Source organism: Cypionkella sp. (assembly GCF_028290025.1).
GTDB lineage: Bacteria > Pseudomonadota > Alphaproteobacteria > Rhodobacterales > Rhodobacteraceae > Cypionkella.
The window spans coordinates 54,512-78,285 of record NZ_JAQGKQ010000066.1; the positions used below are offsets into that span (position 1 = coordinate 54,512).

Genomic DNA, 23,774 nt, shown 5'->3' on the forward strand with positions numbered 1-23,774 from the left:
AACCACAGTTTAAAAAGCCCGGAAGCCCTTTAAGGATAAGGGGTTTTCCAGAATCGAAGGCTGTGTTAGCGTTTTGGCAAGCAGAACAAAGCCTCCGTTTAATGAGGGGCAGATGAGGCAGTAAAATGGGCAAATCGACAGCATGCCAAGTGGGGCAGTATGTCCGTCATTTTCTAATATTGGCAGCACTCAGCGTCGTTGCGGCCTGTTCCGGCCCGCAAGAATCCAAAGCAGCGCCCTACGCCGCGTATGTGATGGACGCGCGCACGGGTGAGACGCTGTATTCCGAGAACGCCGACACCCGGCTGCATCCAGCTTCGTTGACCAAGATGATGACGCTTTACATCACGTTCTCCGAGATTGAGGCGGGCAATGTCTCGCTGGATACCATGATCACCGTGTCGAAAACTGCAGCCGCACAGCCGCCATCGCGGTTGGGGTTGAAGGCGGGGCAGAAAATCCAGCTGCGCTACCTGATCCGGGCGGCGGCGGTGAAATCTGCCAATGATGCGGCGGCGGCGATTGGCGATTATTTTGAGGGTACGCCCGAGAAATGGGGCGCTCGGATGACGCGCACGGCTAAGCAACTCGGCATGAAAAACTCGACGTTCAAGAATGCCAATGGGCTGACTGCGAAGGGGCACCTTTCGACGGCGCATGATATGTCGATCATGGGGCGGCATCTATTCTACGATTATCCGCAGTATTACAACATCTTCTCGCGTCGCAGTACCGATGCGGGGATGGCAAAGGTCGCCAACACCAACCGCAAGTTCCTTGACGCATACAAAGGTGCGGATGGCATCAAGACCGGCTACACGGGCCCGGCTGGCTTTAACCTGACGGCTTCAGCAGAGCGCGATGGCGTGCGGATCATTGCGACGGTGTTTGGCGGTACTTCGACCCCGATGCGGAATGCCAAGATGACGGAGTTGCTTGATCTCGGCTTCCGCAAAGCCAAGCATGGCGCGGTGGCGAACCCGCCAGTGGCGCCGGCTTATAACGCCGATCAAGAGCTTATTGCGCAGGCGGCTGAGCAGGCGGACGATCCGAACGCGATGGAAGTCGAAGGCGGCGGCGGTCCGGCGAAAACCATTCGTCTGGTGATGGCGGTTTCAAGCTCGCCGCGTCCATCGGCACGGCCGTTGCGTGAAGTCGTAGCGCCTGTTGATCTTGCCGCGGCGGATCAGGCAGTGAATGCGATGGCAAACGACATCGCTGGCGCGTTGGCCGAAGCCACCGCAGAGCCCGCACCGGATTCGCTTGAAGCGCAGGCGGTTGAACTGGCTGGCCTTGCAGCCCCGGCGGAACTGTCGATCTCTGCCGCAGCCGCCAATCCACAAGCGGTGCAACTGATCTCTGCCCCGGCGAAGCCTAAGCACAAAGCGCCGATCTATGATGATGCCACCGTCGTCGCCGAAGTTGAGCCTGCGGCTGAGGAAGTCGTGACCAATATCTCAACCTCGGGAGGCAAGGGCTACGGCATCAATATCGGACGGTTTAACAGCTATGGCGAGGCGGATCGGGTGCTGATGAAAACCCTGCTGACCGAGAATGCTACGTTGAGCGATGCTTTGCGCAAGGTTGTGCAAAAGAGCGGCGGGTTTGATGCGAACTTCCTTGGGCTTAGCCAGAAAGAGGCTGATCTCGCCTGTCGTCGGCTGCAAGCGCGTGGTGTGACCTGCTTTACGATGGGGTCGTAAATGGCCTTCGTGCTCCGGCCTGCTGCTGTGCCTTCGGTGGCGGTGGCGGGCCGTAGCGACCGTTTTGCGGTGCGGCGGATTTTCTGCGTCGGGCGCAACTATGCCGAACATGCGCGGGAAATGGGCCATGACCCAAACGCCGAGCCGCCGTTTTTCTTTACCAAGCCCGCAGATGCGGTGATCGATTCGGGGGCAGTTGTGCCCTACCCTGCTGCCACCGCCGATCTGCATCACGAGGCGGAACTGGTTGTGGCTTTGGGTGGCTCGGGGGCCGCTGTCTCGGAAGATCAGGCGTTGGCGTTGATCTGGGGCTATGGCGCGGGCAACGATCTGACCCGCCGCGATTTGCAGGCCGAGGCGAAAGCCGCGCGCAGACCGTGGGACATGGCGAAGGGTTTTGACAATTCGGCGGTCGTTGGGGCGCTGCGGCCTGGCAGCCAAGGTGTGCCGCAGGGGCGCATTCGGTGTTTGGTCGATGGCAAAATCACGCAGCACGCCGATCTGGCCGAGATGATTTGGCCGGTGGCTGGTATTATTTCGCATCTGTCGCGGTTGGTTAGGTTGCAGGCGGGTGATCTAATCTTCACCGGGACGCCTGCGGGGGTTGGCCCGATTGGGCGCGGGCAGGTTTGCGAAGTGCAGATTGACGGGCTGGAGCCTGCGACTGTGCGCTTCCTTTAAGTCTTATCCCGCTGGGAGAACGTTGCGCTTTAAGGCAAGTTTAGACGTATTTTGCACAACATCTTGTGTCTCGTCGTAATCTGTGGCGCGATTCCGTGCAGGTTATCCGGCGTGGATTAAACCACGTGGAGCTGCGGCCCTGCGCAGGCGGTCGTTGATGGCGCGGCCTAGGCCATTTTCCGGGATTGCTGCTATTGAAATACGGCCGCCCTGCCCTGCCAAATGATCAGCCTCGCGCAGCATGTGGAACAGGTTTGCGGCGGCTTCGATGAGATCGGCGCTGGGTGACAGGTTCAGATCGGCCACGCCCGCGCCAAAGCCCAAGCGCACTTCGCCCGGATTGGCGGTTTCGGCATTCAGTCGCACCGACGCAGCGGGCGCGTAGTGCGACGCCAACTGGCCCGGAGCGTTGGGTTTTCCAGAATTGCCGCCCATGGCAAGCGGGCCGAGCAAAGCCTCTAGCCGTTCCAGAGAAACTCCGCCCGGACGCAGCAAGGCAGGCGCACCAAGCAGCCCCAGGATGGTCGATTCCACCCCCACGGCACAAGCGCCACCGTCGAGCACCGCAGCGATTCGCCCGGACAACCCCTCTAGCACGTGCGCGGCGCGGGTTGGCGAGACCCGGCCCGAGGGATTGGCGGAGGGTGCTGCGAGAGGGCCACCGAACGCACGCAGCAAAGCTTGCGCTACGGGATGTGCTGGCACACGAATCGCCACCGAATCCAGATCAGCCGTCACCAGTGGTGACAGGCCCGCATCGACGCGCAACGGCAGCACCAGCGTGAGCGGACCGGGCCAAAACGCCGCAGCCACCGCTTCGGCTTGCACGTCAAATACAGCGAATGCGCGCGCCGCGTCCAAATCCGGCACATGCACGATCAACGGGTTGAACCTTGGCCGGGCTTTGGCGTCGAAAATCCGCGCGACCGCCAGATCGGATCGAGCGTCACCGCCTAGGCCGTAAACGGTCTCGGTTGGAAACGCGACAAGCCCCTGCGCGCCCAAGATTTGAGCGGCACGGGCTATGCCTTCGGGCAGGGCAGTAAGGGTCTCAGTTTTGTTCATGTTCTATGACGTAACGTCGGGCTTGATGCTCGGGGCGGCAAGACTAATCATTGGAGGGTGGCTAACGATGTGAAGATCGGGTTTACGATGTGAAGATCGCCCGTTTACGCCCGATCCCGGCCTTTGCCAAGCCGCCTGCCCGGAGTTTGCTATGCCCTACCGCGCGCCGCTGTCTGAGTTCACTTTTCTGCTGGATGTGGTCGGCTTTGCCGAGGTCGCGGCCACGGATCGCTTTGCCGAGGCCAGCCCTGACACGGTTGCCGCGATCCTTTCGGAAGCGGGAAAGCTGTGCGAAACCCTGACGCCGTTGAACCGTGCGGGCGACAAGCATCCGGCGCGGCTGGAAAATGGCGTGGTGCGGACCTCGCCGGGTTTTGCGGAAGGCTATCGCGCGATTGCGACGGGTGGTTGGGTCGGCATGAGCGCATCGCCGGAATTTGGCGGCATGGGCTTGCCGATTTCGGTGACCACTTGCGTCAACGATATGATGGGCTCGGCGTGTCTTGCGTTGCAGTTGAACCCGCTGATGACGCAAGGGCAGATCGAAGCGTTGGAGCATCATGCGTCTGACGCGTTGAAATCGATGTATATTCCGAAGCTGGTGTCAGGCGAATGGTGCGGCACGATGAACCTGACGGAGTCGCAAGCGGGTTCTGACGTCGGGGCGGTGCGGACGAAGGCCGAGGCTTTGGGCGATGGGACTTATGCCATCACCGGGCAGAAGATTTTCATCTCATGGGGCGATAACGATTTCTCGGGCAATGTCTGCCATCTGGTGCTGGCGCGTTTGCCGGATGGGCCGGAGGGCACCAAGGGTATCAGTCTGTTTATGGTGCCAAAGATGATCCCGGATGCGGATGGCAACCCCGGCGCGCGCAATACTCTGCATGTGGTGAGTTTGGAGCATAAGTTGGGCCTGCATGGATCGCCGACCGCCGTGATGCAGTATGATGCGGCGCAGGGTTGGCTGATCGGCGAGCCGCATAAGGGCATGGCCGCGATGTTCACCATGATGAACAACGCGCGGCTGGGCGTCGGGATGCAGGGTGTGGCGGTGGCCGAAGCAGCGTTTCAGCAGGCGTTGAGCTATGCGATGGACCGCAAGCAGGGGAGAACTCCGCTGGGATCGGGTGCGATCATTGACCACGCGGATGTGCGCCGGATGTTGGCAGAGATGAAGGCGGAGGTGTTCAGCGCGCGGGCGATTGGGCTGGCTTGTGCAGTGGCGATTGATATGGCGCGGGCTACCGGCTCGGCGGAGTGGCAGGCGCGTGCGGCTTTGCTGACGCCGATTGCCAAGGCTTATGGCACCGATACGGGGTGCGAGGTGGCGCATTTGGGCGTGCAAGTGCATGGCGGCATGGGATTTATCGAGGAAACCGGTGCGGCGCAGTTTTCGCGTGATGTGCGGGTGACGGCGATATACGAAGGCACCAATGGTATTCAGGCGATGGATCTGGTGGCGCGCAAGATGATGGATCATGGCGAGGCGGCGTATCGATTGTTCGATGAGGTGCAGGCGGCGGCTGAGATGGCGCGCGGCAAGCATCCTGATCTGGCCGGTGCGGTGTGGATCTCGGCTGAGGCGATGCGGGAGGCGACCGAGGGTTTGATCGCGATGCCGCTGCAAGATCGGTTTGCCGGGGCTGCACCGTATCTGCGCGCGTTTGCGCGGGTATTGGGCGGGCATTTTCATTTGAAATCGGCGCTGGCCGATCCGGGGCGGTTGGCGTTGGCGGAGTTTGCGACTAAGCGGCTGCTGCCGGAATATGCTTCGTTACTGGCGCAGGTGCGTGAGGGTGCGGCGGGGCTTTATGCGCTGACGCCTGAGGCGCTTTCGGCGTGAGCAATGCCATTCATCATCCGTGGGATGTGCCGCCTGCGGAAGGCGAAGCCATTGAAATAGCGATAAATATTCTCTGGATACGTCTGCCGCTGCCGATGGCCTTGGATCACGTCAACGTTTATGCGCTGGACGATGGCGATGGTTGGACACTGGTGGATACTGGTATGTCCAGCCGGAAGACCAAGACGATTTGGGATAAGCTGATCGCCGGGCCTTTGGCGGGCAAGCCGGTGCGGCGGTTGATTGTTACTCATCACCACCCCGACCATATCGGCCTTGCGGGCTGGTTTCAGGCGAAGGGGGTCGAGCTGATCACCACGCGCACCGCTTGGCTTTACGCTCGGATGTTGGTGTTGGATGAGCAGGCGGTGCCCACGGCGGAATCGCTGCTATTTTATCAACGCGCTGGGGTCGATGCCGAGATGCGGGCGCAGAAGGCCGCCGAGCGTCCATTCAATTTTTCTGATGTAGTCGATGCGATGCCGCAGGGTTTCACCCGGATTGCCGAGGGCGATATTCTGACCGCAGGCGGGCGGCGTTGGCTGGTGCGGTTGGGGCAAGGCCATGCGCCGGATCATGCGACGTTGTGGAGCATGGATGACCACCTGATTATCGGCGGCGATCAGCTTCTGCCCGGTATTTCGGCAAATATCGGCGTCTACCCGACCGAGCCTGACGCCGACCCCTTAGGCGAATGGCTGGACAGCACGCGCAGTTTTGCGCCATTCGCGCGGCTTGATCACCTCGTTTTGCCGGGTCACAAACTGCCGTTCACCGGGTTGCCGTTTCGGTTGATCCAGATGGCCGAGAACCATGAAAGCGCGCTGCTGCGCTTGCTTACCCACCTGAAAACTCCGCACACCGCCGCGCAGTGTTTTGTGCCCTTGTTCAAGCGCGAGATCATCGGCTCGCAGCATGGATTGGCTTTGGTTGAGGCTTTGGCGCATCTCAATTATCTCTTGAAGCGAGGCAGCGTTTCGCGTTTTCTTGATGCTGATGGGGCCTGGGTCTGGCAGGCCGGATAAGGAGGGCAGATGTCAAAATCGGACAAAAAAGCCAAAGCTGCGCCGCCGAAAATTGCCACCGAGCCGCGGGCGCACGCAGTTCAGGCCGATCCCACCGCGCCGCCAACTGCTGAGCAACAGCCGCTACCCGATGCTTTGAAAAACCGCCCGGTGGCTCAGAAAAGCCCGGCGGAATGGGCGTATGAGCGGATCATCCTTTATATCCGCAACTTTGAAAGCCAGCTCAACGCCCAGCAGGAGATTGCGATGGGCTTCGCGGGGTCAGAGGCTGGTATCCTGAAGATAGAAGGTCTGGGGTTCTTCGATCCCGATTTGCTGACGTTTTATGGCCGCGATGAGGATGGGGTGAAAACTCAACTAATTCAGCACGTTAGCCAACTTTCGGTGATGCTGCGCGCCATCCCGAAAGCGACACCAGAACAGCCGCCCATTCGCATCGGCTTTCGGCTGGCAACCGGCTGGATGGGTGGCGAGTCTGGCGACGGCTCGGCGTAAGTCACAGTCATGAGATTGGCTGATCGTGCCCCCGTGACAGCCGGGAATGAATGAGATATTGGCAAGACAACACCAAGTCGAAAGGGACTCTCAAATGGCCGAACACAAACCGGGCAGCATGGATACTCGGGTGCAGGAAAAAACTTTCGCGGGCTTTATCCGCATGGCAACCTGGGGAGCGATCATCGCTGTCGCCGTCTTGGTTTTTATGGCACTTGCCAACGCCTGATTTGAGCGGTTCGTGTCAATGAACCACTACCTACCACCGCAATAACGCAGTTTTCCGATGCTTAGGCTCCCGTGGAAACCCCAAAATCGCTTCAGCACCGGAATTGTAAAATGAACTTCAAAGCCTTTGCCGTTCTGGCGCTTTTTGCGCTGTCTGCCTGCGGGGGCGACAACAAATGGGCGACCGATGCACAAATGGCGGCTCCTTCAGCGCATTTTGTGGCCGAACCGCCGCGTACCATCACCTTGTTCACGGTGCAAAGCACGCGCAACGGCTCGGGCGCGCATTCGGGACTGCTGATCAACGCCTCGGAACAGGTGATGTTTGATCCGGCGGGCACTTGGTATCACCCTTATCTGCCCGAGCGTGGCGATGTGCATTATGGCGTGACGCCTCGAATGGTCAGCTTTTACATCGACTACCATGCGCGTGAGACTTTCAACGTGATCGAGCAAACCGTTGTGGTGACGCCGGAAGTCGCAGAATTGGTCAAGCAGCGGGCGGAAGCTTATGGCTCGGTGCCGAGCGCGCAATGTGCGCATTCGGTGTCGTCGATCCTGCACGGCGTCCCGGGCTTTGAGGCAATCGGCAACACCTGGTATCCGAACAAGTTGATGAAAGAGTTTGCGCAGTTGCCCGGTGTGACACGCAAGCTGATCACCGATGATGATGCCGACAACAATCACGGTGTGATTATGAAGCAAGTTGGTGAAGTTACGCAGTAAGACCCGAAGCCGCGCCGTCGTAGCGCGGCTTTTGTCTGCCGCTTACAGCAGAAACTGCAAGCCAAGCAGCGTACCAATCCCGGCAACTGCGGCAAACATCATTTGCCGTGTCACCAACCCTACCACCACGGTAACCGCAGCGGCCAACAACCGCGCCGCGTCCGGCTGGCCATTCGTCGCGGTAGGCCACATCACCGCAGGCGCAACGAGCGCAGGCAACACGGCCACAGCGGTGTAGCGCAAGCAGCGCAGCAACCAACCCGGCAGCGCACGATTGCCCAGCAGGCCCAAAAACGAAAACCGGATGAGGTAAGTTGCAACCCCTAGCACCACGACCACGATCCAGAATTGTGTCCGATCAATCATAGGGCGGCCTTCTCGCGCCAGTATTCAAAGCCTGCGCCCGCCGCCATGCCGATGGCCGAGCCCACCAACAATCCGGTACCATAGGGCAAAAACGCCAAAGCCAGCGTGAGTGCCACTGAAAGACCAGCTGCAACTGCATGGGGCCAACTGCGGATCATCGGAGCGGTCATCGCCAAGAACGTAATCGGCACCGCAAAATCCAGCGCGTATTCGGGCGGGATCGCACTGCCCGCCACCGCTCCGGCTACCGTTGATCCGAACCACAGCGGGGCCACGGGGGTCACCGCGCCAAAGAAATAGGCGATTTTTTCGGGCAGGGTCAGATCGGGCCGACCTTCAAACTCGGCGACCGAAAGCGCGAAGCTTTGGTCCACCAGAAAATACGCCATCACCGCCCGGATACCCAACGGCGAGGCACCCAGATGCGGCGCAAGCGTCACCGAATACATCAACATCCGCAGGTTGACCGCCAGCGCAGTGGTAATAATTACGAGCAGAGGCGCGTGATCCTGCAAGAGATGCAGCGCGGCGAATTGTGACGCGCCAGCAAACACCGAAAAGGAAAACGCCATAATTTCAAATAGTTGCAGCCCAGCTTCTGAGGCGAGCAGACCGAACAGCATACCAAACGGCACGATCACCACAGCAAACGGCACCGCCGCGCGCACGCCGCGCAGATAGCTTTCCCGAGACGCAGACATAAAACCTCGACAGCTTGGTGCGGCTTTACGCCGGATGCAGAACGGCTTAGTCCTCTGCGCAGCAGAATTGAAGGGGGTAAAGTGCGGATTTTCGGAGTCATTCTGGCAGGTGGCGAAAGCCGTCGGATGGGGTCGGACAAGGCGCTGATCCGCTTGGCGGGGCAAACGCTGCTGTCGCGCTCCATCGCCCGATTGGAGCCTCAGGTGGAACGGCTGGCGGTGTCGGCGAACGGTGATCTGTCGCGGTTTGCCGCATATGGTCTGCCGATTTTGTCTGATGAAACGCCGCGTGGTCCATTGTCAGGCGTGCTTGCGGCGCTGCGATGGGCGGCACCTTTGGGCGCTACCGCCGTGGTGACGCTTGCCGTGGACACGCCGTTTGCGCCCGGCGATCTGGTGCCGCAACTTTGCCTTGCGGCTGAGAACGCGCCTGAGGGTTTGGCCATTGCATCATCTGCCAAAGATCATCCCGCCTGTGCGATCTGGCCTGTGGCCCTCGCCGATCCGCTTACCGCGTTTCTCGCCTCAGGCACCAAACCGCGCGTGCTCGCTTTTGCCGAAGCCCATCAAGCTGCCCGCGCGCAATTCCCAGATGAGGCGGCGTTTTACAACCTGAACACGCGCGACGACCTCGCCGCAGCCCAGGCACTGATTGAGGCCGCGCGATGAGAGTCTACGGCGTGATCGGCTGGAAGAACGCGGGCAAAACCAGTCTGATGGAGCGTTTGGTCGCCGAAATCACCCGGCGCGGATTTACCGTCTCAACTGTCAAGCATGTGCACCATGATGTCGATCTCGACCAACCCGGCAAAGACAGCCACCGCCACCGCGCGGCGGGTGCGTCCGAGGTGGTTTTGGCCTCGGCCAAGCGTTTCGCGATCATGCGCGAACATCGTGGGGCGGAGCCTGATTTGGCGGCAGTGTTGTCGCGGATGGCCCCGGTCGATCTGATTTTGGTCGAGGGATACAAGCGCGACGCCCACGCCAAGATAGAGGTTTTTCGTGTGGAGGCGGGCCACGATCTTATCCAACCCAGCGACCCTTTGGTGCGCGCGGTGGCTACTGATGCGGCGCTTGGAACATTGCGAGTGCCAGTGCTGGATCTGAACAACACTGCGCTGATCGCAGATTTCATTCTGGCAGAGGTTGGACTTGGCAAAATTTGACCGCGTCATCATCGCCGACTGGTCCGCTGCCTCGGCGCAGTCGCCCGCCCGCCCCTCGGCCGACGCAATCTGGCTTGGTGAGATTGGGCAAAACGGCGCCAGCACCGGCTATTATCGCACCCGAGCCTGCGCCGAGGCGGTGTTGGTTCAGGCTATCGAACGGGCATTGGCCAGCCGCGAGCAACTGCTGATCGGCTTTGATTTCCCGATGGGCTATCCGGCGGGTTTCGCAAGCCGCCTCACCGCAACCGCTACGGCCCGGGCGGTTTGGGCGTGGCTGGCCGAGCATATCGAGGACAGCGCTCAAAACTGCAACAATCGCTTTCAGGTCGCCGCGCAGATTAACCGTCGCTTCAGCAACGGCCTAACATCCGGGCCGTTCTGGGGCCGCCCGGCCACGCTGAACTTACCGGATTTGCCCGCAACGAAAGCGATTGATTACCGATCGCTCAAGCTTGCGGAGCGTCGCGCCGTTGAGCACGTTGTTCCGCGCGCGCAGCCGGTGTGGAAGCTTTACACGACGGGCGCTGCGGGCGGGCAAGGCTTGATGGGCCAGCCGATGATCCAGCGGCTTTCGAGCAAACCCGGCGTTGCGGTTTGGCCGTTTGATCCCCTCGCGCAGGTCGTGCTGGCCGAGGTTTACCCTTCGCTGATCAACGCGGCCGTGCGTGCCGATGCTGCTGTGATCAAGGATGAGTTGCAGGTTCGATTGCTGGCCCGGGCGTTGTTCGTCCTGTCGCAGCAAGATCGGCTCGAGCCGTTGTTGGATGCGCCCGCAGACATCGAAGAAGGTTGGATATTGGGGGCGGGCCACGTGGCCACGCTGCTGGCGGCGCTGGCATGAAGATCACTTACCAGCTTGGATTGCCCGAAGCTTTGCGCGGCGAGGCGGTGCGGCTTTACTGGCAGGCGTTTGGCGGCAAGTTGGGCAGGGTGATGGGGCCGGAGCCGAAAGCGCTGCAGTTCCTGTTCCGGGTACTGCGGCTTCAGCACGCGATTGTGGCGCTCGATGAAGAGGGCGGTTTGCTGGGCATGGCGGGGTTTAAAACTTCGGCGGGTAGTTTTGCGGGCGGGGAGGTTGCCGACATTCGTGCGGTTTATGGCAGCTTGGGTGCGGCGTGGCGGTTGCCGCTGTTGTGGATGCTCAGCGATGCTGCCGACGAAGATCGGCTGCTGCTCGACGGCATCTGTGTCGGTGCCTCGGTGCGGGGCTTGGGGATCGGTTCGGCGTTGCTGGCGCGGATGGAGGCTCAGGCCCGGCAGCACGGCTATGCGGCGGTGCGGCTGGAGGTGATTGATAGCAACTGGCGAGCGAGGGCGCTTTATCAGCGGCTGGGCTATCGAGTGGAAAAGACCCAGCAGCTTGGTTTGCTGAGGTATGCGTTTGGATTTCGGGCGGCGATTACTATGGTGAAATCTGTTTAGATTTTGAGTGTCCACGTGTGGACAGGTTACGGCTGATATAGATCAATGGGTTACAGGGTAAATTATGGGTTTGTTAACCTTTGAGCGGGAGCTGCATTTTTTACGAAGACATTTTCCATTGTAGATGTGGACCCTCCGGGGGGATATTTCAGCACAGAGGTTGACCCGAGACGTTGTTGGTGGGAACTGCGTTCGCACCACGAAGGGCGGACAGGCCAACGATCCCAAGTAAAACAGCGCGTCCAATCATCGCCCGGCAGCGCCGCTGAGGCGGGCTCGATGCCTGCCGAGGCGGCAACCGGTTTTAGTCAAACGTCCCCGTTACCCGGCCGAATAACATGAAGGCGCGGGCGGTGCGGGTGTCGGCTAGGTCGGCTAGGTCTTGATCGCTGGCGACTTTTTCGAACTCGGAAAATACGCGGTCGAAGGTGCGCAGGAAATGGTGGGCGGCGTCGCGGAAAACGGGGTCTTCGCGCATCCGGCCTGCGGTCAGCGCCAGTGACGAGCGGTCGCGGACGCCGCCCAAGGCTGCGATGCCACGACCACGCTCGCCACCCGCAAATTTGCGCCACAACTCGGGACGTGCGCGGTCGGGTTTGAGGTCATCCATGAAAATGCCCTCTTGGCTGAGCAAGGTCAGCACGTCTTGCGCGGCGCGGATCAGTTTGGCGACGTTGCGATCTTCCAGCGCCAGACGCAAAGCGCGGAAACCTTCTTTATCGTCCGGGCTTTCGGGGAATTGCACGGCGCGGGTGAAATCCTCTACCGATAGCGGTGTGCGCATGGTGTCGGACGGCGTGCCCAAAGCCAGACCGGGCTGTTCCGCCTCGGGTTGCGGTTGCGGCGCGACCAATGCGGTTTTGCGGTCTGCTGACGGCACAGTTAACCCCGTGTCGCGGCGGGAGTTGAAACTCGCCAGCGCGGTCTCGGTGTGTTTCGCGGCGGCCGCGATTTCGTCGAGTTTGCGTTCCACCGAAGGCCGCATACCGCCCTGCTGATTGGACATGTAGGCGGCGCGCATCGCTTCTACCGTGGCATGCAGTCTAGTCGATTCGGCGCGCAGGCTTTGCACCGAACGCAACGTCGTCACCACGGCCCAGATCAGAGCCAGTGGCAAAAACACCGCGAGCAATGTCAGCACATAGCCTAGAATACCCGCGTCTAGCGGACCGGTCAGAAAGTAACCGCCCACGGCGACCACCCAAAGCAGACTCATCACCGCCGCGACCCATTCGGTCGGCGACACCGAGTGTTCGGCGACGTCGCGCATACGCGACCCCAGATTACGGGGTGTTTCGTTGGATTCGGCCATGTCTTTGTCCCTAAAGCGGGGTCAGATGTAACGGATCGAGAGGATTTCGTAGCCGCGCGTGCCACCCGGGGTTTTCACCTCTACCGAGTCGCCTTCCTCTTTGCCAATCAGCGCGCGGGCCAAAGGCGAGCGAATGTTGAGCAGGTTGCGCTCTATATCCGCCTCGGACTCGCCGACGATCTGATAGGTTTTTTCCTCGTTGGATTCTTCATCCACCAAGACCACCGTAGCGCCAAATTTGATGGCACCGGTCAACTTGGCGACGTCAATCACTTCGGCCAGCGAAATCAGCGCCTCTAGCTCTTTTACCCGGCCTTCGATGAAGCTCTGCTTCTCACGGGCGGCGTGATACTCGGCGTTTTCGGACAGATCGCCATGCTCACGCGCCTCAGAAATGGCGCGGATCACGGCGGGACGTTCCACCGATTTCAACTGCTTCAATTCTTCGTCCAGTGCGGTAAATCCGCGCCGGGTCATCGGGATTTTTTCCATTGGTCTCTTCACGTAAATAACAAGGTCACAGCCCATATGAGCCATGACCTTGCGCCACTCTGGCCCATACCTGAACCGACCGGGCCTGTGATTGCAAGGGGGTATGGCGGCAATCGGCGGCGACCCGGTCGCGTCAGGCGGAAAATCAGTCGCACTGGGCAAAGAATGTTGCGCAAGGTCTGCGAAGTAGGGTTGGGATGTTGCGTCAAGGTTGACCCTGCCTTTGGCTTCGGGCAATGACGCATCAGCATTTTGCCAAGTCGGAGAGAGAAATGTCGCAGGAAATCGTGCGCGAGCAGATGGATTATGATGTGGTCATCGTGGGCGCGGGGCCTGCGGGGCTGTCTGCGGCGATCCGGCTGAAGCAGTTGGACAGCAACCTCACGGTGGTTGTGCTGGAAAAAGGCTCGGAAGTTGGCGCGCATATTCTGTCGGGTGCCGTGTTGGACCCGGTGGGGCTGGACAGACTGATCCCGGATTGGAAAGCCAAGGGTGCGCCGATCACAGTCCCAGTGGTCGAGGATAATTTTTACGTCCTTGGGCCAGCCGGGCAGGCGCGGATTCCGAACTGGCCGATGCCGAAGTTGATGAACAACCATGGCAATTACATCGTGTCCATGGCGAATGTTTGCCGTTGGATGGCGGAACAGGCCGAAGGTCTGGGGGTCGAGATTTTCCCCGGCATGTCATGTTCCGAACTGGTTTATGGCGACGCGGGCGAAGTGCGCGGCGTGGTGGCAGGAGAGTTCGGCAAGCTGGCTGATGGCACGCCGGGGCCAAACTATGAGCCGGGGATGATTCTGGCGGGGAAGTATGTGTTCCTGTCGGAAGGCGTACGCGGGTCTTTGGCGAAACAGGTCATCGCGAAGTATGATTTGTCGAAGGGTTACGAGCCGCAGAAATACGGCCTTGGCATGAAAGAAATCTGGGCGATTGATCCGGCCAAGCACAAGCCGGGCACCGTCACGCATACGATGGGTTGGCCGCTGGGGTCGAACGCGGGCGGCGGCAGCTTTATCTATCATGCTGAGAACAATCAGGTTTATGTCGGTTTCGTGGTTCACCTGAATTACAAAAACCCACATCTGTATCCGTATATGGAGTTTCAACGCTTCAAGCATCACCCGATGGTGGCGGAGTTGTTGAAGGGTGGTAAGCGGGTGGCTTACGGCGCGCGGGCGATCTCGGAGGGTGGCTTGCAGTCGATTCCGAAGATGGTGGCTCCGGGTGTGGCGCTGCTGGGATGCTCGGCAGGGCTGGTCAATTTGCCGCGGATCAAGGGCAATCACAACGCGATGTTGTCGGGGATTGCGGCGGCGGAGGCTGCGTTTGCCGCGATTGGCGCGGGCCGTGCGGGCGATGAACTGGCGGCTTATGAAGCCGATGTGCGTGGCGGGCCGATTGCCGCGGATTTGCGCAAAGTGCGCAACGTCAAGCCGCTGTGGTCGAAATATGGGCTGGTGGCGTCGCTGCTGCTCGGTGGCGCGGATATGTGGGCGAACACGTTTGGGCTGACGATTTTGGGCACGATGAAGCATGGCAAGAATGATGCGGAATCGACGGGGCTCGCCAAGGATTACGCGCCGATTGATTATCCGAAGCCGGATGGGGTGTTGTCGTTTGATCGACTGACCAATGTGGCGTTCTCGGCGACCAACCATGACGAAAACCAGCCGTCGCATTTGAAGCTGCGCGACGCGTCGATCCCGATCTCGGTCAATCTGCCGCTGTATGCGGAACCGGCGCAGCGCTATTGCCCGGCGGGGGTTTATGAGGTGATCGCAGAGGCCGGAAAAGAGCCGCGTTTCCAGATCAACTTCCAGAACTGCGTGCATTGCAAGACCTGCGACATCAAAGATCCGTCGATGAACATCGTCTGGACCACGCCGATGGGTGGCGGCGGGCCGAACTATCCGAATATGTGACGAACGAAGCGCGAACAGGACATCTTGCGATTGGCGGCCGACTATAGCGGGCGGCGGGCGGAGCAGGTTGACCGGGCCGACGTATTTGGCGCGGGGAAATTGGCCGGAGATGACGCAGATGAGTTTATCGAGGCGCTGGTCAAATCCTACGGCATAGACTTCGCCGAGTTCCGGGATTATCTGCACTATGACGGCAATGATCCACAGGGATCAATTTCGACTTCGTGGGCTATCGGGACGGATGGTAAACGACTTGCCATTGTTCCGGTTAGCTTGGCCGATCTGCTGAGCGCGGCGGAGAGTGGAAAATGGCAGGTCGCGTATCCAGAACATCGGTTGGTAGATAGAGGGTCGCTATACTTTTTGGTGTTGCCGCTTATCGTCGGCTCCATTTTACTACTGATCGCGCTCTGGGGTGCATGGCGACCCCTCTAACACGTGATCTGACATTGCTGCGCAAATCAGCGAAGATGCGCGGGCCGGGGTTTGATGCCTTGGCCCGCATTGCGTATTGGGCCGCGCGGCTCTAGCTTTGCGGCAATGCTTACAGGAGCCGCCACGGATGCCTTTCCACAAGCCTAATCGCACGCAACTGCTGCTCGCCAGCGTCGTTTTGATGCTTCCCTTTGCAGGTATGGCCGAGACTGTGCCCAAAGCGGATGCACCGGCCACTTCGGCAGAGCAATCTTCGGTCAGTGAGGCCGGGGCTTATCTCGCCGCTGGTGTCGCGGCGTCGGAATCTGATTACGCGGCGGCGGCGGATTGGTACGGTCGCGCGTTGGCGGGCGATGCCAACAACGCGGCGTTGCTGGAAGGTGCGACCATGGCCAACATTGGCGTGGGGCATATGGAGGAAGCCGCAAGGCTGGCACGGGCGTTGGCAAAAACCGGTGCCAAAAGCCAGATCGGCACAGTGGCTTTGATCGCGGATGATGCCAAGCAGCAGGATTTTGCGGCGATTTTGAAGCTGCAGGCCGGAGGCAGTTCGGCAGGCTCGGTGTTGGATAATCTGGTGAAAGCTTGGGCGAAGCTGGGGCTTGGCCGCATGTCGGAAGCCATCGAAGACTTTGACAAGATCGCAAAAACCAAGGGACTGGAGTCGTTTGGGCTGTATCACAAGGCGCTCGCTTTGGCTTCTGCTGGTGATTACGAGGGCGCTGACAAGATCATGTCGGGCAAGGTTTCAGGCGTGTTTGCGATCAATCGGCGCGGCGTGATCGCCTCGGTTGAAATCCTAAGCCAGTTGGAGCGCAACCCTGACGCCGTTGAGATGATCGACCGCAACTTTGCTCCCGGAAATGACCCCGAGGTTGATGATCTGCGCCGTCGTTTGGCTGCCGGAGAGCCGGTGCCCTATACGATCGCGCGCAATGCGACCGAAGGTATTGGTGAAGTTTTCTACAGCATGGCGACGGCGGTGAACGGTGAAGCTGAGGCATCATATACCCTGCTGCATGCACGGTCGGCGGCATATTTGCGGCCCGATAACACCGAAGCCGAACTGCTGGTGGCGGGCCTGCTAGAGCAACTTGGCCAGCACGCGCTGGCGACAGAAGCCTACGCCTTGGTCGCGCCAACTGACCCCAATTTCCATATCGCCGAAATCGGTCGCGCCAATGCGACTTTCGCGGCAGGACGCAAAGAGGCCGCTTTAGAGATTCTGCAGGCATTGGTGCGCACGCATGGCGACGTGCTGAGGGTGCAAATGGCGCTGGCCGATGCGATGCGGCGGGAGGGTCGGTTTGAGGACGCGTGGAAGGCATACGATGCTGCGCTCAAAATGGTGCCCACACCGGGGCCGGAGCATTGGGTGCTATTCTACAGCCGGGGAGTGACCTCGGATCAAATGGGCAAATACGATGATGCCGAAGCCGATTTCCGACGTGCGATGGCGCTAAGCCCGAACGAGCCGGAATTGCTGAATTACCTCGGCTACAGCCTTGTTGATCACGGTCGCAAGCTGGATGAAGCTTTGGGCCTGATCAAGCGCGCGGTGATTATGCGCCCCGACAACGGCGCAATTCTCGATAGCCTCGGCTGGGCCTATTATCGCCTTGGGCGTTATAAAGAAGCGTTGCCAGCGATCGAGCGCGCCTCGCTGCGGATGGCCGTTGATCCGACGGTGACTGATCACCTTGGTGACGTGTATTGGGCGGTGGGGCGCAAGCGCGAGGCCGAATATCAGTGGCGTCGGGCGCTGTCTTATGGCCCGGATGAAAAGTTAGCCGCGCGGTTGCGGTTGAAGCTGGAAAAAGGGCTGGACGCGGTTCTAGCTGCCGAAGGTGCACCGCCCTTGAAGCCGCTTGAGGCCGCCGCAGCAACGCCTTGAGATTGCGATGAGTGATATTGCGTTAAGGGCGTTGGCGGTGCGCGCGTTTGCGCCGGCAAAGATAAATCTGGCGCTGCACGTCACCGGGCAGCGGGCGGATGGTTATCATATGCTGGACAGCTTGGTGGTGTTCGCCGCGGTTGGCGATTGGTTGACGGTCGAGCCAGCCGCAGCTTTGATCCTGACGGTGACTGGGCCTTTTGCGGCTAGGTTGGCCGCCGAGGACAACCTTGTTTTGCGCGCCGCGCGAGTGCTTGGGGTGAAGGCGGCGATTACTTTGGACAAACATTTGCCGATAGCGTCGGGGATCGGCGGCGGCTCTGCCGATGCGGCGGCGGCGCTGCGGGCGCTGTCTGCTATGGCTGGCGTGGCTTTGCCGGATGCGGCGGCGGTGCTCGCGTTGGGCGCTGATGTTCCGGTCTGTCTGGAGTGTGTGCCGCTGCGGATGCAAGGCGTGGGTGAGGTGCTAACACCGCTGCCCGCTTTGCCAGAGTGCTACGTGGTTTTGGTTAATCCGGGCGTGGCGGTGGCTACTCGGGCGGTGTTCAAGGCTTTGCCACGTAAGGATAATCCTGCGATGGCTATGATGCCGGTGTGGCGGTCGGCGGGGGAGTTGGCGGCTTGGCTTGCAGAGCAGCGCAATGATCTGGAGGCCCCGGCGATTGAACTCGCTCCGGTGATTGCTGAGGTGAAAGCCGCGCTTGCGGTGCGTCCGGGCTGTTTGCTGGCGCGAATGTCCGGATCTGGGGCGACCTGTTACGGGCTGTTCGCCAGCGAAGAATTGGCCAAGGCGGCAGCGGGGGCGTTACGTGAGGACGCGCCGGCGTGGTGGGTGGCGGCAGCGGCGGTGCTGTAAGACCACCAACGCCAAGCCGACTTGAACCGGGCTTTACCCCGTAACGCAGGAGGCCCCGGCGCAGGTCCGGGGCGGCGTGGTGAAAGGCTGCCTAGTTGATCCGCTCTACCACATAGGCGGCGAGATCGGACAGCATGTCGCGCAAAGGGTGATCGGGCAGTGCCTTCAGCGCGGTTTGGGCTATCGCTGCCCAATCCAAAGCATCGGCGCGGGCGTCTTCCATCGCGCCATGTTTCGTCATCAAAGCCAGCGCATGTTCCAGATCACCATCAGATTGCTGGCCTTTTTCGATCACCCGCACCCAGAAGGCACGTTCTTCGGGGCTGGCTTTCGCCACAGCTTTGATCACAGGCAGGGTCAGCTTGCGCTCGCGGAAATCGTCGCCAGTGTTCTTGCCGATCACCACCGCCGAGCCGCCGTAGTCCAAGAGATCATCAACGATCTGGAAGGCGATGCCCAAAGCGTCGCCGTAATCGAACAAAGCCTTCACCTGCGCAGGGGTGCCGCCTGCGATTTCAGCGCCGGATTCGGTGGCGGCAGAGAATAAGGCGGCGGTCTTGCCGCGTACGACTTGCAGATAGATCGCTTCGGTGGTCGCCAAATCTTGCGCGGCGGTCAGTTGGAGCACTTCGCCCTCGGCAATGGTGGCAGACGCATTGGCGAGGATATCGAGCACGCGCAGATTACCGGGTTCGACCATCAACTGAAACGCGCGGGCGAACAGGTAGTCGCCCACCAGAACGGAAGATTTGTTGTCCCACAAGAGGTTAGCGGTGGGGCGGCCACGACGGCGCGCGCTTTCATCAACCACATCATCATGCAGCAGGGTGGCGGTGTGAATGAACTCAACGGTGGCCGCAAGATGCACATGGAACGGCCCCGCGTAACCGAGCAGACGGGCGGCGGCCAAGACAAGCATCGGACGCAGGCGTTTGCCGCCAGCCTCAATCAGATGGGCGGTGACTTCGGGAATGCGCGGCGCGTGCTCGGATGCCATGCGCGCCCGGATCATGTGGTTCACCGCCGCCATGTCATCGGCCAAAGCATAGGCAAGCCGATCATGCGGTTTTTGCGCCGGTTCCATCACGCTCATCACATTCCCTTCAGGTATCGACACGGGTGTGCAACCCCGCGTAAACCTAATCCCATGAAGCTTTTACTGCGCACAACCGACCCCACCGTGATCGCCTTTGCTCAAGTGCTCCTTGAGGGCGAGGGTATAACCAGCTTTGTGATGGACGTCCACATGAGCACGCTGGAAGGCGGCATCGGATTGTTTCCGCGCAGGATCATGGTGGCGGACCGAGATTTGTTTTTGGCTCGCGCCGTGCTGGCGGATAATGACATCGCGGACGGTCTTTAGATGGACAATCTGACGCAAGACAAGTTTTTATGCGGAAAACTGCAGCTTTGGCAGCCGCGGCAGGGCTATCGCGCGGCAACTGACCCGGTTTTACTGGCGGCGGCCTGCCCTGCCCTGCCCGGTCAATCGGTGCTGGATCTGGGCTGCGGCGTCGGGGCTGCGGCGCTATGTCTCGCCTGCCGCGTGCCGGATTTGCGTCTATCGGGACTGGAAGTGCAGGCGGAGTATGCGGCGTTGGCGCAGAGGAATGCGGCTGAGAACGGCATCGCGATGCAGGTCGAAATAGGCGATCTAGCGGATATGCCGAAGGCGCTTCGGGTGGGTTTTGACCATGTGATCGCCAACCCGCCGTATTATCCGAAAGGCGGCACGCCGAGCCCTAATCTGGGTCGGGCTGTGGCGTTACAGGTTGATACTCCGCTCGGCGATTGGGTGCAGGCGGCGACGCGGCGGTTGGCTCCGGGTGGCTGGCTGACGCTGATTTGCGGTGCGGATGGGCTGCCGGAAGTGCTGGCTGCGATGGGATCGAAGTTGGGTTCGGCCTCGGTGCTGCCACTGACCGCGCGGGAGGGCAAGCCTGCGCTGCGCATTCTATTACGGGCGCGCAAAAGCGGGCGCGCGGCGTTTCGACTGCTGGCACCGTTTGTCATTCATCAAGGGGCGGCGCATGACGGTGACCGTGAGAGCTATACGCCACGGGCAAGCGCGATTTTGCGCGGCGGCGAATCGCTGTCGGAAGAATTCCGCTAGCGGCGCAAAATAAACGCTCTGGTTGTGTGAAGATTTGGTGACACGACTCGTAATCTGTGGTGCAATCGCGGTGTTGAACCAGCATCAGGAGGACTTGCATGACCGTCGCTTCCCATATCGCTGAACTGAAAAAGAAGCACGAAACCCTTTCATCCAGAGTCGAGCAAGCGCAACGCGCACCCGCCGTGGATGATCTGCACATCGCCGATCTGAAGAAGCAAAAGCTGAAACTGAAAGAGGAAATTGGTCGGCTGAGCGCTTAAGCCTTTCTGGCGCTGGCCGCAGAACTTGGCTTGATTGAGCTTGCTCTCGCCGCCAGCGCCGCACCTGCCGTGATCAAAACCGCTGCGATCAGAATTGCGCTTGATGGTTTTGTGATGCCCGCCGCAACCAAGGCCAGCGTTGACAGCAATGGTGCTGCATATGAGGCGACCCCGAGCAATTGGATGTCGCCTTTTTTCATGCCGATGTCCCAGGTGAAGAAGGCAGCGCCAACCGGGCCAATGCCCAAGCCTGCGACGGATGCCCATCCCAGCGCCCCTTGCGGCCAAGTTGTTGTTTCCAAAGCCAGATGCGCCACGGCTGAAAGTAAAGCTGTGGCGAGGCAAAATACCGTCACCGATTCTGTCGGCACCGCGCCAAGACGCCGCGATAGCACAGAATAAGCCGCCCAAGTCACCGCACACAGGAAAGCAAGGCCGAGGCCCAGCGCGGAACTTTGCGCTTCACCGCCACGCGCGAGCACGATCAGCGCCGCCCCGGCAAAGGCGATCAGCGCGCCGAGGATGTGAAGCGGGCCAAGACGCTCACCCGGAAGCAGGCCCGATAGTATGACGATGAACAGCGGCCACAGGTAGGCGATCAGGCCGGTTTCAGCGGTGGGGGATAGTCGGAAAGCCGTGAAGTAGAGCAGGTGGTAGCCGAAAAGACCAATGGTGCCGAAAGCGTAGACTTTCCACGACACGGTTTTCAGCACGCCCAACCCAGTGCCAGTGACCGTCCAGACCAGGCCAATCGCCCCACCAATGCCGAAGCACAGCGCGTTCAACTGCAAGGGGGGCACGGGGGCCGAGCCGATGGTGAATAGCGCCAGCAGCGACCACATCAAAATGGCGGTGAACCCGATGAGTGTGGCTTTGGTTTTGGTCATGCTGCGCCCTTTACTACGACGTCTGTGCCGAAAGCCGAGGTTTTGGGCAAGCAAAAAGCCCAGCGTTGCGGCCGGGCTTTGCTCGGTTATGTGTCGGGTTAAACGACGAATTGCCCGCCGTTCGCCGAAATAGTCGAGCCAGTGATAAACCCCGCATCATCGGAGGCGAGAAATACCACTATGCGGGCAATTTCTTCTGGTTCACCCAAGCGGCCGACCGGAATTTGCGGAATGATCCGCTCTTTCAGCACCTTTTCGTCAATCGCCTTAACCATATCGGTGCCGATATAGCCGGGGCAGATAGCGTTCACCGTGATGCCCGCGCGCGCGCCTTCAGCCGCCAGCGCCTTGGTAAAGCCGAGATCGCCTGCTTTGGAGGCGGAGTAGTTCACCTGCCCAGCCTGCCCCTTCTGCCCGTTGATTGAGGAAATGCTGATCACCCGGCCGAATTTACGGTCGCGCATTCCGGTCCATAAAGGGTGCGTCATGTTGAAAAGCCCGGTCAAGTTGGTGTCGATGACCTCTTTCCACTGTCCGGGGGTCATTTTGTGAAACATTGCATCGCGGGTGATGCCAGCGTTGTTGACCAGCACCGCAACGGGGCCAAGATCGGCCTGAACCTGTGCAATGCCCGCCACGCAAGCGTCATAATCGGCAACCGACCACTTGTAGGTTGGGATGCCGGTCAGATTGGTAAAAGCCGTAGCGGCCTCAACATTACCGGCATAATTGGCGGCAACCGTATAACCTGCCGCTTTCAGCGCCACCGAAATCGCCGCGCCAATACCACGTGAACCACCTGTGACCAATGCAACCTTTGCCATCGTTTCCTCCTCCAAGGCGATCTATTGAAATCATGTTATTGATTTGAACAAAAGGGCGCAACAATGTTGCGCCCTCTAAGAAAATTTACCCTGAGATAGCGTCCACTTAGGCGCGCTCGATGCACATCGCCACGCCCATGCCGCCACCGATGCACAAGGTCGCGAGACCTTTTTTGGCATCGCGACGACCCATCTCATAGATCAGAGTATTCAAAATGCGCGCACCCGAGGCACCGATTGGGTGGCCAATCGCAATCGCGCCGCCGTTGACGTTAACTTTGCTGGTGTCCCAACCCATGTCTTTGTTCACAGCGCAGGCTTGCGCCGCAAACGCCTCATTCGCTTCGATCAGATCAAGGTCGGCGGCGTTCCAACCAGCTTTCTCCAGTGCTTTACGGCTGGCGTAGATTGGGCCAACGCCCATGATCGACGGGTCCAACCCAGCAGTGGCGTAGGATGCAATGCGCGCCAACGGTTTTAGCCCGCGTTTGTTCGCATTCTCTTCCGACATGAGCAGAACCGCAGCTGCGCCGTCGTTCAGGCCCGAGGCATTCGCTGCTGTAACCGAGCCGTCCTTGGTAAACGCCGGACGCAGCTTTTGCATCGACTCCAGCGTCGCGCCGTGGCGGATGTATTCGTCTTGATCGACCGTCACGTCGCCCTTGCGGGTCTTGATTGTGAAGGCGATGATTTCGTCCTTAAACTTACCGGCTTTCTGCGCGGCTTCGGCTTTGTTTTGGCTGGCGAGTGCAAATTCGTCCTGCATCTCGCGGGTGATCTGCCATTGCGTCGCGACGTTCTCGGCGGTTTGGCCCATGTGATAGTTGTTGAACGCATCCCACAGACCGTCGCGGATCATGCTGTCGATGAAATTAAGATCGCCCATCTTCTGACCCGAGCGTAGGTGGGCAACATGCGGCGAAAGCGACATGCTTTCTTGACCGCCAGCCAAAACAATATCCGAATCACCGAGTTGCACGTGCATGGCACCCAAAGCCACAGCGCGCAGACCCGAGCCGCAAACCTGGTTCAGCGACCACGCCGAGGATTCCGCTGGCAGACCCGCACGGATATGCGCTTGGCGGGCCGGGTTTTGGCCTTGGCCTGCGGTCAGAACTTGGCCGAGGATGGTTTCGGACACTTCCGCCTTGTCGATACCAGCGCGGGCGACGACGGCTTCTATCACCGCAGCGCCCAATTCATGCGCAGGGGTGGCCGCGAATGCACCGTTAAAGCTGCCGACGGCGGTGCGTGCCGCCGAAACGATTACCACATTGGTCATGAATTGCGCCCTCTCTTAGAAATGCTTAGAAACTGCCCCGGCAAAGCCAAGCTTCGCCGCCTTG

General features: G+C 60.1%; 27 protein-coding genes. 18 read left to right on the top strand and 9 right to left on the bottom strand.

Features of this window, described 5'->3' with window-relative positions:
- Nucleotides 1–125 precede the first annotated feature (125 nt).
- Both JWS10_RS11160 and JWS10_RS11165 read left to right on the top strand, forming a co-directional pair.
- Entirely contained in the window at nt 126–1,703 is a 1,578-nt protein-coding gene (locus tag JWS10_RS11160; protein ID WP_299507358.1) for a serine hydrolase, read from the top strand.
- Nucleotides 1,704–2,384 carry a fumarylacetoacetate hydrolase family protein gene (locus JWS10_RS11165; protein WP_299507360.1) on the top strand — a complete coding sequence of 227 codons (681 nt, stop codon included), beginning with the start codon at nt 1,704–1,706 and terminating at the stop codon, nt 2,382–2,384.
- Nucleotides 2,385–2,486: 102 nt separating this feature from the next.
- Here JWS10_RS11165 and JWS10_RS11170 read toward each other — a convergent pair whose 3' ends face one another.
- A complete protein-coding gene (locus tag JWS10_RS11170) occupies nt 2,487–3,449 on the bottom strand; it encodes an L-threonylcarbamoyladenylate synthase (protein ID WP_299507362.1) in 963 nt (320 codons plus the stop codon).
- Nucleotides 3,450–3,600: 151 nt separating this feature from the next.
- Between JWS10_RS11170 and JWS10_RS11175 the strand changes: the two genes are divergently transcribed.
- The 5 genes from JWS10_RS11175 to JWS10_RS11195 all read left to right on the top strand — a co-directional run bounded on the left by JWS10_RS11175 (nt 3,601) and on the right by JWS10_RS11195 (nt 7,769).
- Nucleotides 3,601–5,295 carry an acyl-CoA dehydrogenase gene (locus JWS10_RS11175; protein WP_299507365.1) on the top strand — a complete coding sequence of 565 codons (1,695 nt, stop codon included), beginning with the start codon at nt 3,601–3,603 and terminating at the stop codon, nt 5,293–5,295.
- Nucleotides 5,292–6,320: an MBL fold metallo-hydrolase gene (locus JWS10_RS11180; RefSeq protein ID WP_299507367.1), complete on the top strand. Its 1,029-nt coding sequence runs from the start codon at nt 5,292–5,294 to the stop codon at nt 6,318–6,320. The genes JWS10_RS11175 and JWS10_RS11180 overlap by 4 nt, the downstream gene beginning before the upstream one ends.
- Before the next feature lie 9 nt (nt 6,321–6,329).
- Nucleotides 6,330–6,815 carry a DUF6173 family protein gene (locus JWS10_RS11185; RefSeq protein ID WP_299478654.1) on the top strand — a complete coding sequence of 162 codons (486 nt, stop codon included), beginning with the start codon at nt 6,330–6,332 and terminating at the stop codon, nt 6,813–6,815.
- 94 nt (nt 6,816–6,909) lie between these two features.
- Nucleotides 6,910–7,044, top strand: coding sequence for an aa3-type cytochrome c oxidase subunit IV (locus tag JWS10_RS11190; protein WP_299507369.1), 135 nt, complete (start codon nt 6,910–6,912; stop codon nt 7,042–7,044).
- Between the two features lie 110 nt (nt 7,045–7,154).
- A complete protein-coding gene (locus JWS10_RS11195; RefSeq protein ID WP_299478660.1) occupies nt 7,155–7,769 on the top strand; it encodes a hypothetical protein in 615 nt (204 codons plus the stop codon).
- A 42-nt stretch (nt 7,770–7,811) separates the two neighbouring features.
- Here the strand turns inward: JWS10_RS11195 and JWS10_RS11200 are convergent, their stop codons facing one another.
- A complete protein-coding gene (locus JWS10_RS11200) occupies nt 7,812–8,135 on the bottom strand; it encodes an AzlD domain-containing protein (RefSeq protein WP_299507371.1) in 324 nt (107 codons plus the stop codon).
- Nucleotides 8,132–8,836, bottom strand: a complete 705-nt coding sequence (locus JWS10_RS11205; RefSeq protein ID WP_299507374.1) for an AzlC family ABC transporter permease — start codon at nt 8,834–8,836, stop codon at nt 8,132–8,134. The genes JWS10_RS11200 and JWS10_RS11205 overlap by 4 nt, the downstream gene beginning before the upstream one ends.
- A gap of 81 nt (nt 8,837–8,917) precedes the next feature.
- On the opposite strand from JWS10_RS11205, the gene mobA reads away from it, so the two are divergent.
- Genes mobA through JWS10_RS11225 form a run of 4 tightly spaced genes read left to right on the top strand, consistent with a single transcriptional unit; the run spans nt 8,918 to nt 11,427 of the window.
- Nucleotides 8,918–9,505: a molybdenum cofactor guanylyltransferase MobA gene (gene mobA / locus JWS10_RS11210; RefSeq protein ID WP_299507376.1), complete on the top strand. Its 588-nt coding sequence runs from the start codon at nt 8,918–8,920 to the stop codon at nt 9,503–9,505.
- Nucleotides 9,502–10,002 (top strand): molybdopterin-guanine dinucleotide biosynthesis protein B, encoded by a 501-nt coding sequence (gene mobB / locus JWS10_RS11215; protein ID WP_299507378.1) that lies wholly within the window; start codon nt 9,502–9,504, stop codon nt 10,000–10,002. Before mobA ends, mobB begins: the two co-directional genes overlap by 4 nt.
- Entirely contained in the window at nt 9,989–10,846 is an 858-nt protein-coding gene (locus JWS10_RS11220; RefSeq protein WP_299507379.1) for a molybdopterin guanine dinucleotide synthesis, read from the top strand. Before mobB ends, JWS10_RS11220 begins: the two co-directional genes overlap by 14 nt.
- Nucleotides 10,843–11,427 carry an N-acetyltransferase gene (locus tag JWS10_RS11225; protein WP_299507380.1) on the top strand — a complete coding sequence of 195 codons (585 nt, stop codon included), beginning with the start codon at nt 10,843–10,845 and terminating at the stop codon, nt 11,425–11,427. Before JWS10_RS11220 ends, JWS10_RS11225 begins: the two co-directional genes overlap by 4 nt.
- 304 nt (nt 11,428–11,731) lie before the next feature.
- Here JWS10_RS11225 and JWS10_RS11230 read toward each other — a convergent pair whose 3' ends face one another.
- Together JWS10_RS11230 and greA are read right to left on the bottom strand one after the other, a co-directional pair.
- Nucleotides 11,732–12,739, bottom strand: coding sequence for a hypothetical protein (locus tag JWS10_RS11230; RefSeq protein ID WP_299478680.1), 1,008 nt, complete (start codon nt 12,737–12,739; stop codon nt 11,732–11,734).
- A 21-nt stretch (nt 12,740–12,760) separates the two neighbouring features.
- On the bottom strand, nt 12,761–13,231 hold the full coding sequence (greA, locus tag JWS10_RS11235) for a transcription elongation factor GreA (RefSeq protein ID WP_299507382.1): 471 nt from the start codon (nt 13,229–13,231) through the stop codon (nt 12,761–12,763).
- Nucleotides 13,232–13,503: 272 nt separating this feature from the next.
- Here greA and JWS10_RS11240 point away from each other — a divergent pair, with 272 nt between their 5' ends.
- The 4 genes from JWS10_RS11240 to JWS10_RS11255 all read left to right on the top strand — a co-directional run bounded on the left by JWS10_RS11240 (nt 13,504) and on the right by JWS10_RS11255 (nt 18,341).
- Complete coding sequence (locus JWS10_RS11240; RefSeq protein ID WP_299507384.1) at nt 13,504–15,156, top strand: electron transfer flavoprotein-ubiquinone oxidoreductase; 1,653 nt, start codon at nt 13,504–13,506, stop codon at nt 15,154–15,156.
- 30 nt (nt 15,157–15,186) lie between these two features.
- A complete protein-coding gene (locus JWS10_RS11245) occupies nt 15,187–15,591 on the top strand; it encodes a hypothetical protein (RefSeq protein WP_299507386.1) in 405 nt (134 codons plus the stop codon).
- Between the two features lie 127 nt (nt 15,592–15,718).
- Complete coding sequence (locus tag JWS10_RS11250; protein WP_299507388.1) at nt 15,719–17,485, top strand: tetratricopeptide repeat protein; 1,767 nt, start codon at nt 15,719–15,721, stop codon at nt 17,483–17,485.
- A gap of 7 nt (nt 17,486–17,492) precedes the next feature.
- Entirely contained in the window at nt 17,493–18,341 is an 849-nt protein-coding gene (locus JWS10_RS11255) for a 4-(cytidine 5'-diphospho)-2-C-methyl-D-erythritol kinase (RefSeq protein WP_299507390.1), read from the top strand.
- A 91-nt stretch (nt 18,342–18,432) separates the two neighbouring features.
- Here JWS10_RS11255 and JWS10_RS11260 read toward each other — a convergent pair whose 3' ends face one another.
- Complete coding sequence (locus JWS10_RS11260; protein ID WP_299507392.1) at nt 18,433–19,434, bottom strand: polyprenyl synthetase family protein; 1,002 nt, start codon at nt 19,432–19,434, stop codon at nt 18,433–18,435.
- 54 nt (nt 19,435–19,488) lie between these two features.
- On the opposite strand from JWS10_RS11260, the gene JWS10_RS11265 reads away from it, so the two are divergent.
- The 3 genes from JWS10_RS11265 to JWS10_RS11275 all read left to right on the top strand — a co-directional run bounded on the left by JWS10_RS11265 (nt 19,489) and on the right by JWS10_RS11275 (nt 20,717).
- A complete protein-coding gene (locus JWS10_RS11265) occupies nt 19,489–19,704 on the top strand; it encodes a DUF2007 domain-containing protein (protein WP_299482259.1) in 216 nt (71 codons plus the stop codon).
- A complete protein-coding gene (locus tag JWS10_RS11270) occupies nt 19,705–20,454 on the top strand; it encodes a methyltransferase (RefSeq protein WP_299507394.1) in 750 nt (249 codons plus the stop codon). It abuts the gene before it with no gap.
- 98 nt (nt 20,455–20,552) lie between these two features.
- Nucleotides 20,553–20,717: a DUF465 domain-containing protein gene (locus tag JWS10_RS11275; RefSeq protein WP_299482265.1), complete on the top strand. Its 165-nt coding sequence runs from the start codon at nt 20,553–20,555 to the stop codon at nt 20,715–20,717.
- Here the strand turns inward: JWS10_RS11275 and JWS10_RS11280 are convergent.
- From JWS10_RS11280 to JWS10_RS11290, 3 genes are all read right to left on the bottom strand, one after another.
- Entirely contained in the window at nt 20,714–21,604 is an 891-nt protein-coding gene (locus JWS10_RS11280) for an EamA family transporter (RefSeq protein ID WP_299507396.1), read from the bottom strand. The genes JWS10_RS11275 and JWS10_RS11280 overlap by 4 nt on opposite strands.
- A 98-nt stretch (nt 21,605–21,702) precedes the next feature.
- Nucleotides 21,703–22,428 carry an acetoacetyl-CoA reductase gene (phbB, locus tag JWS10_RS11285; protein WP_299507398.1) on the bottom strand — a complete coding sequence of 242 codons (726 nt, stop codon included), beginning with the start codon at nt 22,426–22,428 and terminating at the stop codon, nt 21,703–21,705.
- A 106-nt stretch (nt 22,429–22,534) separates the two neighbouring features.
- Nucleotides 22,535–23,710 carry an acetyl-CoA C-acetyltransferase gene (locus tag JWS10_RS11290; RefSeq protein WP_299507400.1) on the bottom strand — a complete coding sequence of 392 codons (1,176 nt, stop codon included), beginning with the start codon at nt 23,708–23,710 and terminating at the stop codon, nt 22,535–22,537.
- Nucleotides 23,711–23,774: the final 64 nt, after the last annotated feature.

Coding starts and splice junctions, on each gene's coding strand:
- JWS10_RS11160 (WP_299507358.1), top strand. CDS start 126: ATGGGCAAATCGACAGCATGCCAAGTGGGGCAGTATGTCCGTCATTTT.
- JWS10_RS11165 (WP_299507360.1), top strand. CDS start 1,704: ATGGCCTTCGTGCTCCGGCCTGCTGCTGTGCCTTCGGTGGCGGTGGCG.
- JWS10_RS11170 (WP_299507362.1), bottom strand. CDS start 3,449: ATGAACAAAACTGAGACCCTTACTGCCCTGCCCGAAGGCATAGCCCGT.
- JWS10_RS11175 (WP_299507365.1), top strand. CDS start 3,601: ATGCCCTACCGCGCGCCGCTGTCTGAGTTCACTTTTCTGCTGGATGTG.
- JWS10_RS11185 (WP_299478654.1), top strand. CDS start 6,330: ATGTCAAAATCGGACAAAAAAGCCAAAGCTGCGCCGCCGAAAATTGCC.
- JWS10_RS11190 (WP_299507369.1), top strand. CDS start 6,910: ATGGCCGAACACAAACCGGGCAGCATGGATACTCGGGTGCAGGAAAAA.
- JWS10_RS11195 (WP_299478660.1), top strand. CDS start 7,155: ATGAACTTCAAAGCCTTTGCCGTTCTGGCGCTTTTTGCGCTGTCTGCC.
- JWS10_RS11200 (WP_299507371.1), bottom strand. CDS start 8,135: ATGATTGATCGGACACAATTCTGGATCGTGGTCGTGGTGCTAGGGGTT.
- JWS10_RS11205 (WP_299507374.1), bottom strand. CDS start 8,836: ATGTCTGCGTCTCGGGAAAGCTATCTGCGCGGCGTGCGCGCGGCGGTG.
- mobB (WP_299507378.1), top strand. CDS start 9,502: ATGAGAGTCTACGGCGTGATCGGCTGGAAGAACGCGGGCAAAACCAGT.
- JWS10_RS11225 (WP_299507380.1), top strand. CDS start 10,843: ATGAAGATCACTTACCAGCTTGGATTGCCCGAAGCTTTGCGCGGCGAG.
- JWS10_RS11230 (WP_299478680.1), bottom strand. CDS start 12,739: ATGGCCGAATCCAACGAAACACCCCGTAATCTGGGGTCGCGTATGCGC.
- greA (WP_299507382.1), bottom strand. CDS start 13,231: ATGGAAAAAATCCCGATGACCCGGCGCGGATTTACCGCACTGGACGAA.
- JWS10_RS11240 (WP_299507384.1), top strand. CDS start 13,504: ATGTCGCAGGAAATCGTGCGCGAGCAGATGGATTATGATGTGGTCATC.
- JWS10_RS11250 (WP_299507388.1), top strand. CDS start 15,719: ATGCCTTTCCACAAGCCTAATCGCACGCAACTGCTGCTCGCCAGCGTC.
- JWS10_RS11255 (WP_299507390.1), top strand. CDS start 17,493: ATGAGTGATATTGCGTTAAGGGCGTTGGCGGTGCGCGCGTTTGCGCCG.
- JWS10_RS11260 (WP_299507392.1), bottom strand. CDS start 19,434: ATGAGCGTGATGGAACCGGCGCAAAAACCGCATGATCGGCTTGCCTAT.
- JWS10_RS11265 (WP_299482259.1), top strand. CDS start 19,489: ATGAAGCTTTTACTGCGCACAACCGACCCCACCGTGATCGCCTTTGCT.
- JWS10_RS11270 (WP_299507394.1), top strand. CDS start 19,705: ATGGACAATCTGACGCAAGACAAGTTTTTATGCGGAAAACTGCAGCTT.
- JWS10_RS11275 (WP_299482265.1), top strand. CDS start 20,553: ATGACCGTCGCTTCCCATATCGCTGAACTGAAAAAGAAGCACGAAACC.
- JWS10_RS11280 (WP_299507396.1), bottom strand. CDS start 21,604: ATGACCAAAACCAAAGCCACACTCATCGGGTTCACCGCCATTTTGATG.
- phbB (WP_299507398.1), bottom strand. CDS start 22,428: ATGGCAAAGGTTGCATTGGTCACAGGTGGTTCACGTGGTATTGGCGCG.
- JWS10_RS11290 (WP_299507400.1), bottom strand. CDS start 23,710: ATGACCAATGTGGTAATCGTTTCGGCGGCACGCACCGCCGTCGGCAGC.